This window comes from Vibrio sp. R12-SW3-ISO1 (assembly GCF_059834005.1).
On record NZ_JCBDGK010000047.1, the window covers coordinates 116,164 to 132,212 of the forward strand.

The 16,049-nt window shown below is 52.6% G+C and carries 14 protein-coding genes; 11 read left to right on the forward strand and 3 right to left on the reverse strand.

The genetic code is table 11. From position 1 onward, the window contains the following. Positions 1-74: 74 nt before the first annotated feature. Positions 75-2,066: a transketolase gene (gene tkt, locus AC6R0R_RS14780; protein ID WP_500627228.1), complete on the forward strand. Its 1,992-nt coding sequence runs from the start codon at positions 75-77 to the stop codon at positions 2,064-2,066. 114 nt (positions 2,067-2,180) lie between these two features. Here tkt and AC6R0R_RS14785 read toward each other — a convergent pair whose 3' ends face one another. Beyond that, positions 2,181-2,327 carry a DUF2256 domain-containing protein gene (locus AC6R0R_RS14785; protein WP_500627229.1) on the reverse strand — a complete coding sequence of 49 codons (147 nt, stop codon included), beginning with the start codon at positions 2,325-2,327 and terminating at the stop codon, positions 2,181-2,183. An 89-nt stretch (positions 2,328-2,416) separates the two neighbouring features. Then, complete coding sequence (locus AC6R0R_RS14790) at positions 2,417-3,571, reverse strand: aminotransferase-like domain-containing protein (protein WP_500627230.1); 1,155 nt, start codon at positions 3,569-3,571, stop codon at positions 2,417-2,419. 188 nt (positions 3,572-3,759) lie between these two features. Here AC6R0R_RS14790 and AC6R0R_RS14795 point away from each other — a divergent pair, with 188 nt between their 5' ends. Continuing rightward, a complete protein-coding gene (locus AC6R0R_RS14795) occupies positions 3,760-4,626 on the forward strand; it encodes an AraC family transcriptional regulator (RefSeq protein ID WP_500627231.1) in 867 nt (288 codons plus the stop codon). Here AC6R0R_RS14795 and AC6R0R_RS14800 read toward each other — a convergent pair. Then, the gene (locus tag AC6R0R_RS14800) at positions 4,610-5,266 is read right to left on the reverse strand and encodes a TetR/AcrR family transcriptional regulator (RefSeq protein WP_500627232.1); all 657 of its coding nucleotides are present in this window, start codon (positions 5,264-5,266) and stop codon (positions 4,610-4,612) included. The genes AC6R0R_RS14795 and AC6R0R_RS14800 overlap by 17 nt on opposite strands. A gap of 227 nt (positions 5,267-5,493) precedes the next feature. Here AC6R0R_RS14800 and AC6R0R_RS14805 point away from each other — a divergent pair, with 227 nt between their 5' ends. The 9 genes from AC6R0R_RS14805 to uraH all read left to right on the forward strand — a co-directional run bounded on the left by AC6R0R_RS14805 (position 5,494) and on the right by uraH (position 16,048). Further along, entirely contained in the window at positions 5,494-7,053 is a 1,560-nt protein-coding gene (locus AC6R0R_RS14805; RefSeq protein ID WP_500627233.1) for an ABC transporter ATP-binding protein, read from the forward strand. After that, the gene (locus AC6R0R_RS14810) at positions 7,046-8,152 is read left to right on the forward strand and encodes an ABC transporter permease (protein WP_500627234.1); all 1,107 of its coding nucleotides are present in this window, start codon (positions 7,046-7,048) and stop codon (positions 8,150-8,152) included. Before AC6R0R_RS14805 ends, AC6R0R_RS14810 begins: the two co-directional genes overlap by 8 nt. Next, positions 8,152-9,081: an ABC transporter permease gene (locus AC6R0R_RS14815; RefSeq protein ID WP_500627235.1), complete on the forward strand. Its 930-nt coding sequence runs from the start codon at positions 8,152-8,154 to the stop codon at positions 9,079-9,081. The genes AC6R0R_RS14810 and AC6R0R_RS14815 overlap by 1 nt, the downstream gene beginning before the upstream one ends. A gap of 311 nt (positions 9,082-9,392) precedes the next feature. Beyond that, positions 9,393-10,469 (forward strand): BMP family ABC transporter substrate-binding protein, encoded by a 1,077-nt coding sequence (locus AC6R0R_RS14820; protein WP_334551951.1) that lies wholly within the window; start codon positions 9,393-9,395, stop codon positions 10,467-10,469. 93 nt (positions 10,470-10,562) lie between these two features. After that, on the forward strand, positions 10,563-11,975 hold the full coding sequence (locus AC6R0R_RS14825) for a xanthine dehydrogenase small subunit (protein ID WP_500627236.1): 1,413 nt from the start codon (positions 10,563-10,565) through the stop codon (positions 11,973-11,975). Further along, on the forward strand, positions 11,968-14,328 hold the full coding sequence (gene xdhB / locus AC6R0R_RS14830) for a xanthine dehydrogenase molybdopterin binding subunit (RefSeq protein ID WP_500627237.1): 2,361 nt from the start codon (positions 11,968-11,970) through the stop codon (positions 14,326-14,328). The genes AC6R0R_RS14825 and xdhB overlap by 8 nt, the downstream gene beginning before the upstream one ends. Further along, complete coding sequence (gene xdhC / locus AC6R0R_RS14835) at positions 14,321-15,223, forward strand: xanthine dehydrogenase accessory protein XdhC (protein ID WP_500627238.1); 903 nt, start codon at positions 14,321-14,323, stop codon at positions 15,221-15,223. The genes xdhB and xdhC overlap by 8 nt, the downstream gene beginning before the upstream one ends. Beyond that, positions 15,210-15,728, forward strand: coding sequence for a 2-oxo-4-hydroxy-4-carboxy-5-ureidoimidazoline decarboxylase (locus tag AC6R0R_RS14840; protein ID WP_500627239.1), 519 nt, complete (start codon positions 15,210-15,212; stop codon positions 15,726-15,728). The genes xdhC and AC6R0R_RS14840 overlap by 14 nt, the downstream gene beginning before the upstream one ends. Further along, entirely contained in the window at positions 15,725-16,048 is a 324-nt protein-coding gene (uraH, locus tag AC6R0R_RS14845) for a hydroxyisourate hydrolase (RefSeq protein WP_500627240.1), read from the forward strand. The genes AC6R0R_RS14840 and uraH overlap by 4 nt, the downstream gene beginning before the upstream one ends. Position 16,049 lies beyond the last annotated feature (1 nt).

The window sequence follows — 16,049 nt, forward strand, 5'->3', positions numbered from 1 at the left end:
AATTTAAAAAGGGGAACGTTTGCGTTCCCCTCTTCACATCTTTTTAAGAAACCATCTAATAGTCGGTATTTATTATGGATCGCAAATATTTAGCCAATGCCATTCGTGCGCTGAGCATGGACGGCGTACAACAAGCCAATTCAGGTCACCCAGGCGCACCTATGGGTATGGCAGACATCGCTGAGGTACTGTGGCGCTCTCACCTCAACCACAACCCTTCAAACCCAGAATGGGCTGACCGCGACCGTTTTGTGCTTTCAAACGGCCACGGCTCTATGCTGATTTACTCATTGCTGCACCTAAGCGGCTACGAGCTATCGATTGACGACCTGAAAAACTTCCGTCAACTGCACTCTAAAACCCCTGGCCACCCAGAGTATGGCTACGCACCGGGTATCGAGACCACCACTGGCCCACTTGGCCAAGGTATCACTAATGCAGTCGGTATGGCGCTAGCGGAAAAAACGCTCGCAGCGCAATTTAACAAACCGGGTCATGACATCGTTGACCACTTCACCTACGCATTCATGGGTGATGGCTGTCTGATGGAAGGCATCTCTCACGAAGCCTGTTCTCTCGCAGGTACACTAGGCCTTGGTAAGCTGATCGCGTTCTGGGATGACAACGGCATCTCTATCGATGGTCACGTTGAAGGTTGGTTCTCTGACGATACGCCGAAGCGTTTTGAAGCCTACGGTTGGCACGTCATCCCAGCAGTAGACGGTCACGATCCTGAAGCGATCAACGCCGCTATCATCGCGGCGAAAGCAGACCCTCGCCCTACTCTAATCTGTACGAAAACCATTATCGGTTTTGGCTCGCCGAACAAGTCGGGTTCTCACGACTGTCACGGTGCACCACTCGGCGCTGACGAAATTGCAGCGACACGTAAAGAACTAGGTTGGGAGCACGGTCCTTTTGAAATTCCGCAAGATGTCTACGCGCAATGGGACGCGACAGAGACAGGCGCAGCTAAGGAAGCAGCGTGGAACGAGAAACTTGCAGCTTATGAAGCAGCATATCCAGAGCTTGCAGCAGAATTCAAACGCCGCGTAAACGGTGAGCTACCTGCCGAGTGGGAAGAGAAAGCCAGCGCCATCATCGCTGACCTTCAAGCGAACCCAGCCAACATTGCATCACGTAAAGCGTCTCAAAACGCGCTAGAAGCGTTCGGTGCTATGCTACCAGAATTCCTTGGCGGCTCTGCTGACCTTGCGCCTTCTAACCTCACCATGTGGTCTGGCTCTAAGTCAGTGTCTGCGGAAGATGCGTCGGGTAACTACATCCACTACGGTGTACGTGAATTCGGTATGACAGCTATCATGAACGGTATCGCTCTGCACGGTGGTTTCGTCCCATACGGCGCAACTTTCCTAATGTTCATGGAATACGCACGTAACGCAATGCGCATGGCGGCTCTGATGAAAGTTCAGAACATCCAAGTGTACACGCACGACTCTATCGGCCTTGGCGAAGATGGCCCGACTCACCAACCGGTTGAGCAAATGGCCTCGCTACGTCTCACGCCAAACATGAGTACATGGCGCCCATGTGACCAAGTGGAATCCGCTGTCGCTTGGAAACTCGCGATCGAGCGCAAAGACGGCCCAACGTCGCTCATCTTCTCTCGTCAAAACCTTGCACAGCAAGAGCGTAGCGAAGAGCAAGTCGCGAACATCGCGCGCGGTGGTTACATCCTGAAAGATTGTGAAGGCAAGCCAGAGCTTATCCTTATCGCAACAGGCTCTGAAGTTGAGCTGGCGGTTAACGCTGCGGCAGAACTCACCGCGGAAGGTAAGAAAGTGCGCGTTGTTTCAATGCCATCAACCGATGCCTTTGACAAACAAGACGCCGCTTACCGCGAAGCCGTACTGCCATCAGACGTAACCGCACGTATCGCTATCGAAGCGGGTATTGCTGACTTCTGGTACAAGTATGTTGGCTTCGGCGGCAAGATCATCGGTATGACCACCTTCGGTGAATCCGCACCTGCAGGCGAACTGTTCAAAATGTTCGGCTTCACGACAGAAAACGTGGTGAAAACCGCGAAAACACTGATCGGCTAACGACGGATTCAGCTGTGATAAACGATGCCCCGCTAGTGATAGCGGGGCATTTTTTTCGGTCTCAACGTTCAACGAAAAAAGCTAAAATGACACGCTGTTAAGCAGCCTTTCCACTTATGGGTCGCGACGGAACTTGTCTCGGCGACAGCGCGCAGAGCAATATTTCACGTCATTCCAACAGCGTTGCCACTTTTTACGCCAATGGAACGGCCGATGGCAAATAGGGCAGATTTTCTCGGGGAGGATCAGTTTTTTGTGCATGTCGCCTGTGGGCTCGTATCATCTTATCAGTGGGTCATGTTTGATGATACGTCACCCGCCACAGTCCGATCAGGCGACATGCGTGGGTGTTAACTGAGAATATCAGTGAGGCCAGCAACCAAACGCTCGACGGCGATGGTCAACTCTTGTTCGGTTGCATTGGTGAAGTTAAGTCTCAGTGCAGGGAAAGCCTTTGCACCGGAGGGGTAAAACACGCTACTTGGGACCACCGCGACTTTATTTTCAAGCAGTTGGGTAGCAAGCTTAAAGCTGTCGCACTCCGGTAAGGTGAGCCAAACGAACATGCCGCCTTGTACTGGGCGTACATCACAGCCAGCAGGCAGTGAGGCTTTGAGAGAGCGGTATAAACTCTGATAACGCGCTTGGTACAAGGTGCGAATCGTCTCAATGTGCTGACTGAACGCAGGGTTTTGCAACAGACCAAGCAGCACCGCTTGCATCGGTACGCTGGAGTGCAAATCGGCGCCTTGTTTAATCTTGATCAGTGGTGCTAAGAAGGTGGTGTTACCAGTCACAACCCCTACGCGCAGACCCGGTGAGGCGATTTTGGAGAAGGAGCGCAACACAATCGAGTGTTGCGGACAGAACGTTGACACCATCGGCAGTGCCGTGCCCGCAAAACGCAGCTCGCGATACGGCGCGTCTTCAATCAAGGTGACTTGATACTGTTCACACAACTGACCAACGCGCTCACGCGTATCGAGTGACCAACACACCCCCGTTGGGTTGTGAAAATCCGGTACGGCGTAGAACATTTTCGGCTGCTGAGTTTGGAAAACCTGTTCAAGCTGTGCCAAGTCTGGCCCCTGCTCTGTCTGTGACACTGTGACGATATTCGCTTCCACTAGCCCAAAGACCTGCATCGCTCCAAGGTAACTTGGTGCTTCCATCACCACTGTGTCTTGCGGGTCAATGTAGGCACGCGCAATCAAATCCAGCCCTTGCTGCGATCCTGTGGTGATCATCGCGCTGTGTGAGGACGGTAAATCGTAGTGATCGGTTAAATAGTCGAGCAAAGGCCCGTAACCTGCCGTGGCACCGTACTGAAACACGTCAGGTTGCAGGTGCAAACTCTCTAGCGTCGGCCGCATCAATTCGATAGGAAAGGTTTGTTCATCGGGCAAACCGCCCGCAAGCGAAATCACACTCTTGTCTGAGGCAGCAGCAAGAATTTCGCGAATATAAGAAGAAGGCGTGTTGGCTAATGACTTGGCAATGTGCATATCGGACCCTGTGCGTTTCAAACTCGCAGCGCAACCACTTGGCTGCGCCTAATCAAAGGCTGTTCACTTACGGCAAGTGAGAGCAGTGAAATATTCTGTTATGGCGTTCGATATTACCTGTCGTTGCACATTTTGCGCTGTCCATTTATGCTTATCAACATGTCCATTTATGCGATTTTTCTCAAACCATGGCCCAACACCTGTCCCGTATCAACGATGTGCTGTATTACTTCCACAAAGACATCAGCCGCGATCTCCCCGGCAAAGCGCTTGCCAACGTCGCCGCCTATTCTGAACAGCATTTTCATCGCGTGTTTAAACAGATTGTCGGCGAGTCGCTACACAAGTACATTCGCCGTACTCGCATGGAGTATGCCGCCAACCAGTTGATGTTTGACCAAGGCTCTTCAGTGGCAGACATCGCGGCGCGCTGTGGATTTCAATCGGTCTCGTCGTTTAGCCGAGCGTTCAAAGCGACGTTTTCTGCCTCTCCGGGGGAGTGGCGTCAGCAAGATCTACGCGCGGGTGACAAACCCTATTTAAAAGACCCAGAAATCGCTGCAGGCTACCATCGCACCGCCAATAAGCCGTTGCCAGAGCCTCAAATCAGGCAGGTGCCTGAGCGCTTTGCAGCCTATATTCGTCATACTGGCTACAACCGTTCCATCAAAAAAGCGTGGACGGTACTCAATGCATGGGCGCTTTCAGAGCAGCGGGACGCCAGCGTCCAGTTTGGCCTGCACCACTCCAACCCCGCTTGGGTAGAATTGGACGAATGCCGCTATGTGGCGTGTATTGAAATCGATAAACCGATCAAGGTACGCAGTTTGGTCAATCAGTTGGTGATTCCAGGTGGGTTACACGCCGTGTTTCGATTGACCGGCGTGTATGGGGAGTTGCTACCACAAATCAGTCAAGTGTTGGAACGTTGGCTGCCACAGTCAGGGTTTAAGCTCGGTTCTACCCCGGCTTACGTGCACTATTTCGATAACCATTTCACCAACAAAAGTGAACACTTTGAGCTCGATTTTTATCTGCCTATTGGTTTTTATTGACCGGATCCGGTTTTAGGCCACGCAGGACCATATCGACCACAAACTCTTGCGCCTGCTGATACTCGTCATCGGAGAGCTGAGCTCCTTTAATGAGTTCAATCTCACTTTCAAAGTCGGCATAAAATTGCGTCGCGCCCCAGATAAGAAACAGCAAATGGTACGGGTCAACCGCACGAATGAGCCCCCTCTCGGCCCAGGCGCTGATCACGGTCGCCTTGCCACTGCTCCACTCCACAACCGGAAATTGGATCGCCGCACGGATGTTGGGGGCCCCTTGGATGATTTCTTGGGCGAAAATTTTCGACTCTTGCGGATGGCTGCGGCTGTAACGCATTTTGCCTACGATATATCGCCGCAATACTTCTTGAGGATCGCGCTGAATGGCATCTTCGGAAAAGCCATCATTCCAAAGGTTTAGAATATCTTCCAGTAGCGCCTTATACAGTCCTGACTTGGATTTAAAATAGTAGAGGATGTTCGCTTTGGGCAGCGACACTCTGTCTGCAATCGCTTGTATCGACGTGCCTTTGTAACCATGCTTAACAAACTCATCGGCGGCGGCTTGCAAGATCAACCGTTCGTTGCGCCTGCGGATTTCGCCCGAGGATGCGCGCTTTTCCTTACCAAGTTGGACGTTCAAAATGACTCCTTGTCTTGTGCTGACTCTTTTTACAGTAATCACCCGATTTCATTGCCTTGTCAAGCCTGTGAATCTGCACCAAGAGCAGGCATACGCACTGATTTAGTTCATCGATTGTCACCGTATGGGTCGCGAGCCTAGCCCAACGTTGGCTTGAACAATTGGTCAGCTTTTTGCATCTAGCCCATCAATACTATTCAAAAAAAAACAAAAGGACTTGGCTCAACATGACAGCACCGCTTCTCGAACTCTGGAACCTGTCAAAGGTGTTTCCGGGGGTCGTCGCAAATGACAAAGTGAATTTAAAACTCCATAGCGGCGAGATTCTCGCGCTACTTGGAGAAAACGGCGCTGGGAAATCGACCCTAGTGAAGATGATTTACGGCGTAAACACGCCCACATCCGGTGCGATATTATGGAACAACCATGAAGTCACGATTGCCTCACCGACCCAAGCAAGAGAGATGGGGATCGGCATGGTATTTCAACACTTTTCCGTGTTTGAAACGCTCACTGTGTTAGAAAACATCGAGTTGGGATTGGATAAAACCTTTCTATCGACCATCGACAACCTAAGACAGACGATCATCGACAAAAGTCTTCAATATCAGCTCCATGTCGATCCCGATCGTTACGTCCATAGCCTAAGTATCGGTGAACGACAGCGTGTTGAAATATTGCGCTGCTTGATTCAAAACGTGAAGCTATTGATCCTCGATGAACCGACTTCAGTACTTGCGCCGCAAGAGATCGAAGGATTATTTACGGTGCTCAACCAACTTGCCTTAGAAGGCTGCGCCATTTTATTCATCAGCCACAAGCTCAAAGAGGTGACCGCCTTATGCCACCGAGCCGTCATTCTACGCGGCGGAAAAGTGACCGGTGAGTGTGACCCAAGCCAAGAAACGCCCAACAGCATTGCCAGGATGATGGTTGGAGAGCATGCGACCCTCTCAGAGCACTATGACAAAGTGCAGGGCGGCGCCCCTGTCCTGCACACGAAAGGCTTGTCACTCGAGGCCTCTCACCCGTTTGGCTGCGCATTAAAAGACGTCGCTCTTCGCCTTAATGCAGGCGAGATTTTTGGCCTCGCCGGAGTGGCGGGAAACGGCCAAGAAGAACTGCTAGCGGCGCTTAGCGGCGAAGATACCCGAGCCAGTAAGGGCAGCATCCAATGGCAAGACGAAGCGATTAGACATCTTGATGCCGGGCAAAGACGCAAACGCGGCCTTGCCTATGTACCTGCTAACCGGCTTGGCCAAGGCGCAGTACCAGAGATGAGTTTGGAAGAGAACACGCTACTGACTCACGCCGCCCGCTTAAATCACAAGAGCTTGATTCAGTTTCCCAAACTCAGACAACTCGCCAAGCAGTTGATCCAAGATAATCAGGTCAAGTGTCGCAATGAGCAATCGCAAGCAAAAAGCCTCTCTGGCGGCAATCTGCAAAAATTCATCATGGGACGAGAAATCGCTCAATCCCCGACGTTACTGATTTGCGCTCACCCGACCTGGGGCGTGGATATCGGCGCAGCCAGCGCCATCCATCGCCAACTGATTGCACTGCGTGACCAAGGGGCAGCGGTGTTGGTGGTATCAGAAGATATTGATGAACTCTTTATGATCTGTGACCGCCTCGCCGCCATCTACGAAGGGCATGTCTCTCCGGCCATAAAGACCGACGACACCTCTATCGACCAACTGGGTGAATGGATCGCGGGTGGCTTTTTATCGCCATCCTCCCACCAAGGCGCAAGCAGCGAATCGCAGGGGGTGAGTCATGGTTAAAGTGGAACCCAGATTAGAAAGCTCGCAGTGGGTGATGTGGCTATCGCCGTTCATTGCGATAACGCTGACGCTTGCGCTATCGAGCCTGCTGTTTGTCTGGCTGGACGTCAGTCCGGTGCGCGCCTTTGAAGTGTTTGTCGTTATGCCGTTTGAGGACAGTTATAACCTCGGCGAGTTGTTGGTGAAATCCACGCCGTTAATGCTCTGTGCGGTCGGTTTGGCGCTCTGCTATCGCGCCAATATTTGGAATATTGGCGCCGAAGGCCAACTGCTGATTGGCGCCGTAGCAGCAAGTGCGGTTGCCATCAGCGCCACCGAACAATCAGGTCCACTTCATCTAGTACTCGCCATCGGTGCTGGTGTTGTGGCTGGCGCGGGTTGGGCGGCCATCCCTACCCTACTCTACCGACGTTTTCACACCAACATCATTTTAACCACCATCATGCTCAACTATGTCGGTCTCTATATTTTGCTCTGGGCAGTACATGGCCCGCTAAGAGACCCGCAAGGGTTTGGTTTCCCAGAGTCCGTGATGTTTGCCGATGCAGTCATGCTAAGCCCGCTATTTGAATCCGGCCGTGCTTCGATGGCGATCGTCATTACCATTGGCATCGCGCTGCTCGCGGGGTTTGCCTTGTTTCGAACCTTACCCGGCTACCAACTGCGCGTGTTAGGTGAGGCCAAGGCGGCAGCTAAATACGCCGGTTTTTCAGAAAAGAAACTCGTCTGGGGCGTGATGCTTCTCGCGGGGGCGCTTGCGGGCTTTGCTGGGGCGGCGGAAGTGACTGGGCCCATTGGACAACTGATCCCGTCTGTCTCTCCAGGCTATGGGTACGCCGCGATCATCGTTGCGTATCTGGGGCGCTTAAATCCTATTTGTGTGGTGATTGCGGCTTTGTTTATGGGCGTGCTCTATATGGGGAGCGATCTCGCGCAAATTGAGCTGGGCTTACCTACTGCGGTGACAGGCCTATTCCAAGGTACTTTGCTGTTCTTCCTCCTTGCGTGCGACTTTTTAATCAACTATCGCTTGGTGATGGTGAAACCGCTTTTCGCCCGCACTCAAACTAACCCAATTGACCACCAAGGAGCCGCCTAATGGACGCACTACTTATCCAATCGCTGCTCATAGCAGCATTGAAAACTGGCACGCCGCTACTCATCATCGCCCTTGGTGAACTGATTTGCGAAAAAACCGGCGTACTGAATTTGGGCCAAGAAGGCATGATGCTGATGGGCGCCATGGCGGGCTTTGCCGGCGCGTATTTCACCGGCAGCCTCGCGATGGGCGTTCTCCTTGCTATGGTCGCAGGTATGACGATGGCCTTTATTTTTGGTGTACTGACACTCAGCCTGAGTGCCAATCAAGTCGCAACAGGCTTAGCACTGACTATTTTTGGTACTGGTTTGAGCGCCTTCCTCGGCGGCAGTTTAGTGGGGTCCACCCTTGAAGGCTTTCAACCGATACCAATTCCGCTGCTTAGCGATCTGCCGTTTCTTGGGCCGCTGCTTTTTCAACATGATCTATTGGTTTACGCCAGCTTTGTTCTGGTCGGTGTTAGTGCTTGGGTGCTCAGTCGGACGCGCGCTGGGTTGGTGATCCGTGCTGTCGGTGAGAACCCGCATTCGGCCAATGCCCTTGGCATTGAAGTGATCAAAGTACGCTACCTTGTCACACTACTGGGCGGCGCACTTGCAGGATTGGCGGGCGCCTACATGTCTTTAGCCTATACCCCAATGTGGATGGAGAATATGACAGCAGGTCGAGGCTGGATTGCGCTGGCTCTCGTGGTCTTCGCTTCATGGAAAGTGGGCCGCTTGATGCTTGGTGCCTACTTGTTCGGCTTAACGTCGATTATGCATTTAATGATGCAAGGGGTCGGTTTGGACATCTCGCCCAACTTATTAGCCATGACCCCCTACGTCGCCACTATCGTTGTGATGGTATTACTCAGTTCCAACGAGTTGCGCCAAAAATTGGCAACGCCAATGAGCCTTGGTAAACCGTTTGATCCCAAACGCCATTGATTGTTTTTATGGTTGTGGTAATAGCGGTTGTGGTGATAGCGTCCGTGCATTAAAAGGGTGCACGGGCGGTATCATTTCGCACAACAATGAATCACACCACCCTCATCCACCACACGCATCACTCAAATTCATCGAAACTAAGAAGCACGTAAACCTCACCCCACACCAGATTTGACGGGCGTTGCGCGATTATTTTCACCCTTCAGCTAAAAATACGACCAATTGGTCAAGTTTTTGCTATGCAGATAAATAAGAATCAGTTTCAGCTTAGGTTCTTACTACTCAAACCAAAAATGAAAACGGAGAATTTCATGAAAATGAATCAGTGGATGACAGCGGTGGCCTTATCAGTGACCTCGTTGCTCTCAGCTTCAACGCTTGCAGAAGATGAAGTCAAAGTCGGCTTCGTCTATGTGGGTCCCGTCGGCGATCATGGCTGGAGCTATGAGCACGACCAAGGCCGCATTGAGATGGAAAAACATTTTGCCGGAAAGGTGAAAACCACCTTTGTCGAAAACGTCCCCGAAGGGGCGGATGCTGAGCGCGTGATCACTCAGTTGGCCAAATCAGGCAACGATGTCATCTTTACCACCTCGTTTGGCTTTATGAACCCAACACTGAAAGTCGCCAAACGTTTCCCAAACATCACCTTTGAACACGCCACGGGCTACAAAATGGCCAAGAACCTTGGCACCTACACCCTTCGTACCTATGAAGGCCGTTATGTATCTGGTGTTGCTGCGGGCATGGCGACAAAGAGCAATACCCTTGGTTACATCGCGTCTTTCCCTATTCCGGAAGTGATCCGCGACATTAACTCGGTCTATCTTGGTGCGAAAAGTGTCAACCCCGATGTGAAACTGAAAATTGTTTGGGTCAACACTTGGTACGATCCAGGCAAAGAGTCTGACGCCGCGAACGCGCTCATCGACCAAGGCGTAGACATCATTATTCAACACACCGACAGCCCAGCGCCTCTGATTGCTGCGGAAAAACGCGGTGTGATGGGGATTGGACAAGCTTCCGACATGAGCCACTTCGCGCCGAAAGCCCACATGTTCTCGGTACGAGATAACTGGGCACCGCATTACATTAAAACGGTACAGGGAACGATGGATGGCACTTGGGCACCACAAGACTATTGGGGTGGTCTAAAAGATGAGTTGCTGCAAATTGTCTCGATCAATCCAGACCTGCCAGCTGAGATCAAAGACGCCATCGCCGAGACCGAGGCGAAGATCAAATCAGGTGAGTTCCATCCGTTTACCGGCCCGATGAAAGATAACCAAGGCAACGAAGTCATTGCAGCGGGATATACCCTCAATGACAAAGAGCTTGCGGGTGTGAACTGGTACGTCGAAGGTATCGACGCAAAAATTCCTAACTAAACCTATCTAGGCTCGCATCTCGCTCACGGGTGCGAGCCTTTTTTTACCTAAATAGTTGACCAGTTGGACAAGATAATAAGAACAGAGGAAGTTATGTTGGAGCTCATGATCAATCGTGAGGTTGTTAAGATTGCGTCCCTCGACGCCGACACCATGTTGCTTAACTACCTACGCGAACACAAACAACTAACCGGCTCAAAAGAGGGCTGTGCCAGCGGTGATTGCGGCGCATGCACTGTTGTAATGGTGGAACCAGACCCAAACGGCGAGCTGAGCTACAAACAAATCAATGCTTGTATCACCCCCGTTCACGCGCTGCATGGTAAGCAAATCATTACCGTCGAACACCTCAAACAAGCGCAAGCCTTGCATCCGGTGCAACAAGCGGTGGTCGACAAAAATGGCACCCAGTGCGGTTTTTGCACGCCTGGGATTGTGATGTCCCTTTACGCACTATCAAAGCAAAAACAGACAGTGTCACACCCGAGTGACTACCTCGCAGGAAATTTGTGTCGCTGTACTGGCTACGGCCCGTTGATCGAGGTCGCCAACACCATCGCAAGCCAGTCAATTGACGATCCGCTGGAGCAAGACGCCAGCGCAGTGCAAACCTGGATGGCCAGTGTCGATGACGCCGCTTGCCACCACTACGCTAGACCCAAAACGCGCCTTGAACTGGCGCAAGCCAAATCCCAAATGCCGAGCGCTAAACTGATTGCCGGCGGCACCGATCTCTCATTGGAAGTCACCCAACAAGGTCGCTCACTACCTGAACTGATCGACATCTCTAATGTCGATGATCTTCTTACCATCACAGAGACCACCTCTGGTTGGCGTATCGGTGCTGCGGTGCCGATGGACCGTGTACACGCCTTTGCACGCGAGCATTTCTCCAGTGCCGATGAGGTGATTGAAAGACTTGGCAGTTTAACCATTCGCCACCGCGCAACGCTTGGCGGTAGCTTAGGCCACGCCTCACCCATTGGCGATATTGCTCCTCTGTTGATGAGCCTCAACGGACGTATCGAAGTGGATGATGGCGTGACGAAAACGCTGTTTGCCCCCGAGGACTACATCACGGGCTACCGTGAAACCTTATTGCGTGGCCATCAATGGATCAGTGCGATTCACCTACCCAGACTCGCGCCCAATCAACATCACGCGATATACAAGATAAGCAAACGCTATGAAGACGACATCGCCACGGTCACCCTAGGCATCAATATGACGATAGATAGCGACCAGCGCGTCAAGAATTGCATCATTTCCGCTGGCGGAGTCGCCGCAAAATCGGTGCGCCTCCACGAACTAGAGAAAGTCTTTGTCGGGCGTCCTCTGAGCCTCCCTATCGTCCATGCGGCGCAAAAGAAGGTTCCTGAGGTTATTCGGCCGCTGTCCGATGTCCGTGGCAGCGCGCAATATCGAGTTAAGTTAGTGCAAAACCTGCTCAAACGTTTCTATCTGCAAACACAACACATTGATGTGAGGCTGGTGCACCATGCGTAAATTAACCGTACTTGAAGAGGCTCAAAACAGACAGCCATCCAAGATTGTTGGCCACTCCGTCAAGCATGAAAGCGCCGACCGACAAGTCAGCGGCGAGGCCCGTTTCGTCGACGACTACCCCACGCCAGCGGGCTGCTTGCATGCGGCGGTGATCACCAGTAGCGTCAGCAAAGGCCGAATCACACGTTTGGACGTTGAGCGCGTTCGCGCGGCGGACGGTGTCGTCGCCGTGCTGAGTGAGCGCGACCTCCCTGCGCATAAAGACATCGGTGCGATTTTTCCCGGCGATCCACTGCTGACAATTGACCAACACATTCATTTCCACGGCCAGCCCATCGCATTAGTGCTGGCACGTAGCCACCAGCAAGCATGGCGCGCCGCTTCACTCGCTGAGGTGGAGTATGAGGTCGATGACCGAGTGATACTCCACCATCAAGACGCAGTTGGCCAAGCGCCACTTCTGCCACCGCACCAAATGGGCTCAAGCAAAGCGCGCGACTGGCAGCAAGGCGCGGATGTGGTGATTAATGGCGAACTGCATGTCGGCGGCCAAGAGCATTTTTACCTTGAAGGTCAAGTCAGCTTGGCGCACCTAACTGAAGAGGGTGGCATTTTTGTTCAATGTTCCACTCAACACCCCTCTGAAGTGCAAAAGCTCATTGCCGAAGTGCTCGGTCTCGATTTCAACCGCGTCACCGTTGATATGCGCCGCATGGGCGGTGGATTTGGCGGTAAGGAGAGCCAAGCGGCGCAATGGGCATGCTTAGCGTCATTGGGTGCGTACTACACTCGACAAGCGGTCAAGCTGCGCTTGCCGCGCGCGCTCGATATGACGGCAACAGGCAAACGCCACCCTTTCTATCAAAGCTATCAACTGAGTGCCGACCGCAACGGTATCATTCAAGGCGCAGATATTGCCATTCATGGCCTATGCGGCCACTCACCGGATCTCTCTGATGCGATTGTCGACCGCGCGATGTTTCATGCCGACAACGCCTATTCACTCGGTGAAGCGACCATCGTGGGTCATCGCTTAAAAACCGACACTGTGTCTCATACGGCGTTTCGTGGTTTCGGTGGCCCGCAAGGGATGATCGTCATAGAAAAAGCGATGCAAGAGTTAGCGATTGCCACCGGCCAAGACCCGCTCGATGTGCGTCTTAACAATCTCTATAACGAGAATAAGCACACCACGCCTTACGGCATGGACGTGTCTCAACACCAAGAGATGCGAGAACTGATCACATCGCTCGAAGATCGCTGTGATTATCGTCAGCGGCGAGAAGCGATTGCGCAATGGAACCTCACTCATCCATATCTGAAAAAAGGCTTGGCGCTCACCCCGGTGAAGTTTGGAATTTCATTTACTGCCAAGCACCTCAATCAAGCTGGCGCCTTGATTCATGTCTACACCGACGGTTCGGTACAGGTCTCACACGGCGGCACCGAGATGGGCCAAGGTTTACACACCAAAGTAGGCCAAATCGTTGCGCAAACGCTGGGCGTCTCACTTGACGCCATACTGGTCACCTCAACACGCACCGATAAAGTGCCTAATACCTCACCGACCGCCGCCTCTTCGGGCGCCGATCTCAATGGCATGGCGGCGCACAACGCGGCGGCAGAGATCAAACAAAGGCTGATTGAGTTTGCTAAAAGCCATTATCAAGTCGCAGAGATCGATATCGAAGGCGGTCAATTGATCGGTACCACAACGCCAGTCAGTTGGGCGGAACTGGTACAAGCGGCCTATATGAACCGCGTTTCCCTCTCCGCGACCGGCTTCTATCAAACGCCGAAAATCGGCTATGACAGAGCCAGCGCGAGCGGTCGACCGTTTTACTACTTTGCCCTTGGCGCCTCGTGTTCTGAAGTGATGATCGACACGCTAACCGGTGAAATGACCGTCGAGCGCGTCGACATCCTCCACGATGTTGGCAACAGCTTGAATCCGGCCATCGATAAAGGCCAAATTGAGGGTGCCTTTATCCAAGGTTTAGGCTGGTTAACCTGTGAAGAATTGGTCTGGGCAGACGATGGGCGTTTACTCAGTAACAGCCCAATGAACTACAAAATCCCCACCATTGGTGATTACCCCAAACAGTTGCACATCGATTTGTTCGACAAACCCAACCCAGAAACCAGCATCTATCGCTCTAAAGCGGTGGGTGAACCGCCATTTATGCACGGCATCAGCGCTTGGTGCGCCATTTTTGATGCGATCTCGTCCATTAGCGAACACCAACACGCCGCCTTGTTGCATGCGCCTGCGACCGGCGAGGCGATTCTCTCTGCATGCGAAGACCAACTGACCTGGCTCGAGCAACGAGCGAAGGAGCACAGCCATGACTAATTCGCCACTTCTCCATTCCCGCTCACTCTCATGGCTCAGTGCCTGTCAGCAGCTGGAGACACAAGGTGTGGCTTACTGCATCGCTACCGTGATTGCCAGTGTCGGCTCGGTACCTCGTAATCAAGGCGCTAAGATGGTGATCACCGAGAGCGCCCAGTTTGATACGCTTGGTGGTGGAAACTTGGAATACCAAGTGATTGAAAAAGCGCGTCAAGGACTAGCGACATCCCAATCGACTCTTACCATCGAACGCTTTTCTCTCGCCGCCGATCTTGGCCAGTGTTGCGGCGGCGGTGTGCAAGTGATGTTGGAGTATTTCCTTACCCAAACACCACACGTCGTCGTGTTTGGGGCAGGGCATGTCGGCCAAGCGCTGTGTCGGATCTTAACTGAGCTGCCTTGCCAGTTGCATGTTGCCGATACCCGCAGTGAGTGGTTAGCTCCGCTCAAAGATGCCCACATTCATACCCATCTGATCGAGGATGTCACGCAAACCCTTACATCGCTACCTAGCCATGCTTACATCGTGGTGATGACGCAAGATCACGCCCTCGATTTCGACATTACTCGCCAAGCCTTGGATGCCAACAGGTTTGCTTTCGTTGGTTTAATCGGTTCAGAGGGGAAAAAGCAGCGCTTTAGCTATCGCCTGCAAGAGCAACTGGCCGACCCGGCCACGCTTGAGCACCTCACCTGCCCGATTGGGCATCCTGATGTTAAAGGAAAACTGCCGATGCAAGTGGCTATTTCGGTCGCAGCGCAGCTCAATGCTTACTTTGCCAGCCACTCATCTTCGGCGATAGAAACGAGCCCTGAATCGCTTTGGCGCGAGGCCAACGACGCTCGTCAACTCGTGACCTCCCAACTCGAAAGGAATGCGCATGACTGTAGCTAAAACCACAAGTGATACCTCAAGTAAACGCCCGATTGCGCAGCTCGATGCCTTCGCGCTCAGTCAGATTTGCGCCAGTTTGCGCTGGCAAGCCTTGGTGATGGAATCGGCACCCTTTCAAGACGGTGAAGCACTGCGACATAGCGCAAGCCGTGCCTTCCAGCAGCTTGAAGAGAAAGATTGGCTTGAGGCCTTTGCCGGGCATCCAATGATTGGCGATCTCGCCAGTCTAGAAAAGAAATACGCGCAAGGCCGAGCACTCAGTGAAAAAGAGCAGAGCCAAGTGGCCAGCGCCGATAGAGAGACCCTAGAGCGATTGCTCACACTCAATCAGCGCTACCGAGAGAAATTCGGCTTCATCTTCATCGTCTGCGCGACCAACAAAAGTGCCAAAGAGATGCTTGCACTGCTTGAATCGCGGATTGGTCGAAGCCGAGAAGTGGAACTGCGCGAAGCCGCGCAAGAACAGATCAAAATCAGTCAAATTAGAATGGAAGCTTATTTATGAACACGCTCAGTTGCCATATCCTCGACACCGCCAGCGGTCACCCCGCGGCAAACATTGAAGTGGAACTCTATCCACTTGGCGCACAGGATCCCATCGCCCGCATGCACACCGACGATGATGGCCGCGCCCGTTTTGAAAACACCCCATTAGCAGCAGGCAGTTATACCCTGCGATTTTTAGTCGCCCCCTACTGCCAACGCGTATTTTCCAACGCCTTTTTCCCCTACGTGGACGTGCACTTTAGCGTTTCAGACACGCGTCATATCCACATTCCGCTGCTGCTCTCTCCTTACGCTTACTCCAGTTATCGAGGCAGTTAAC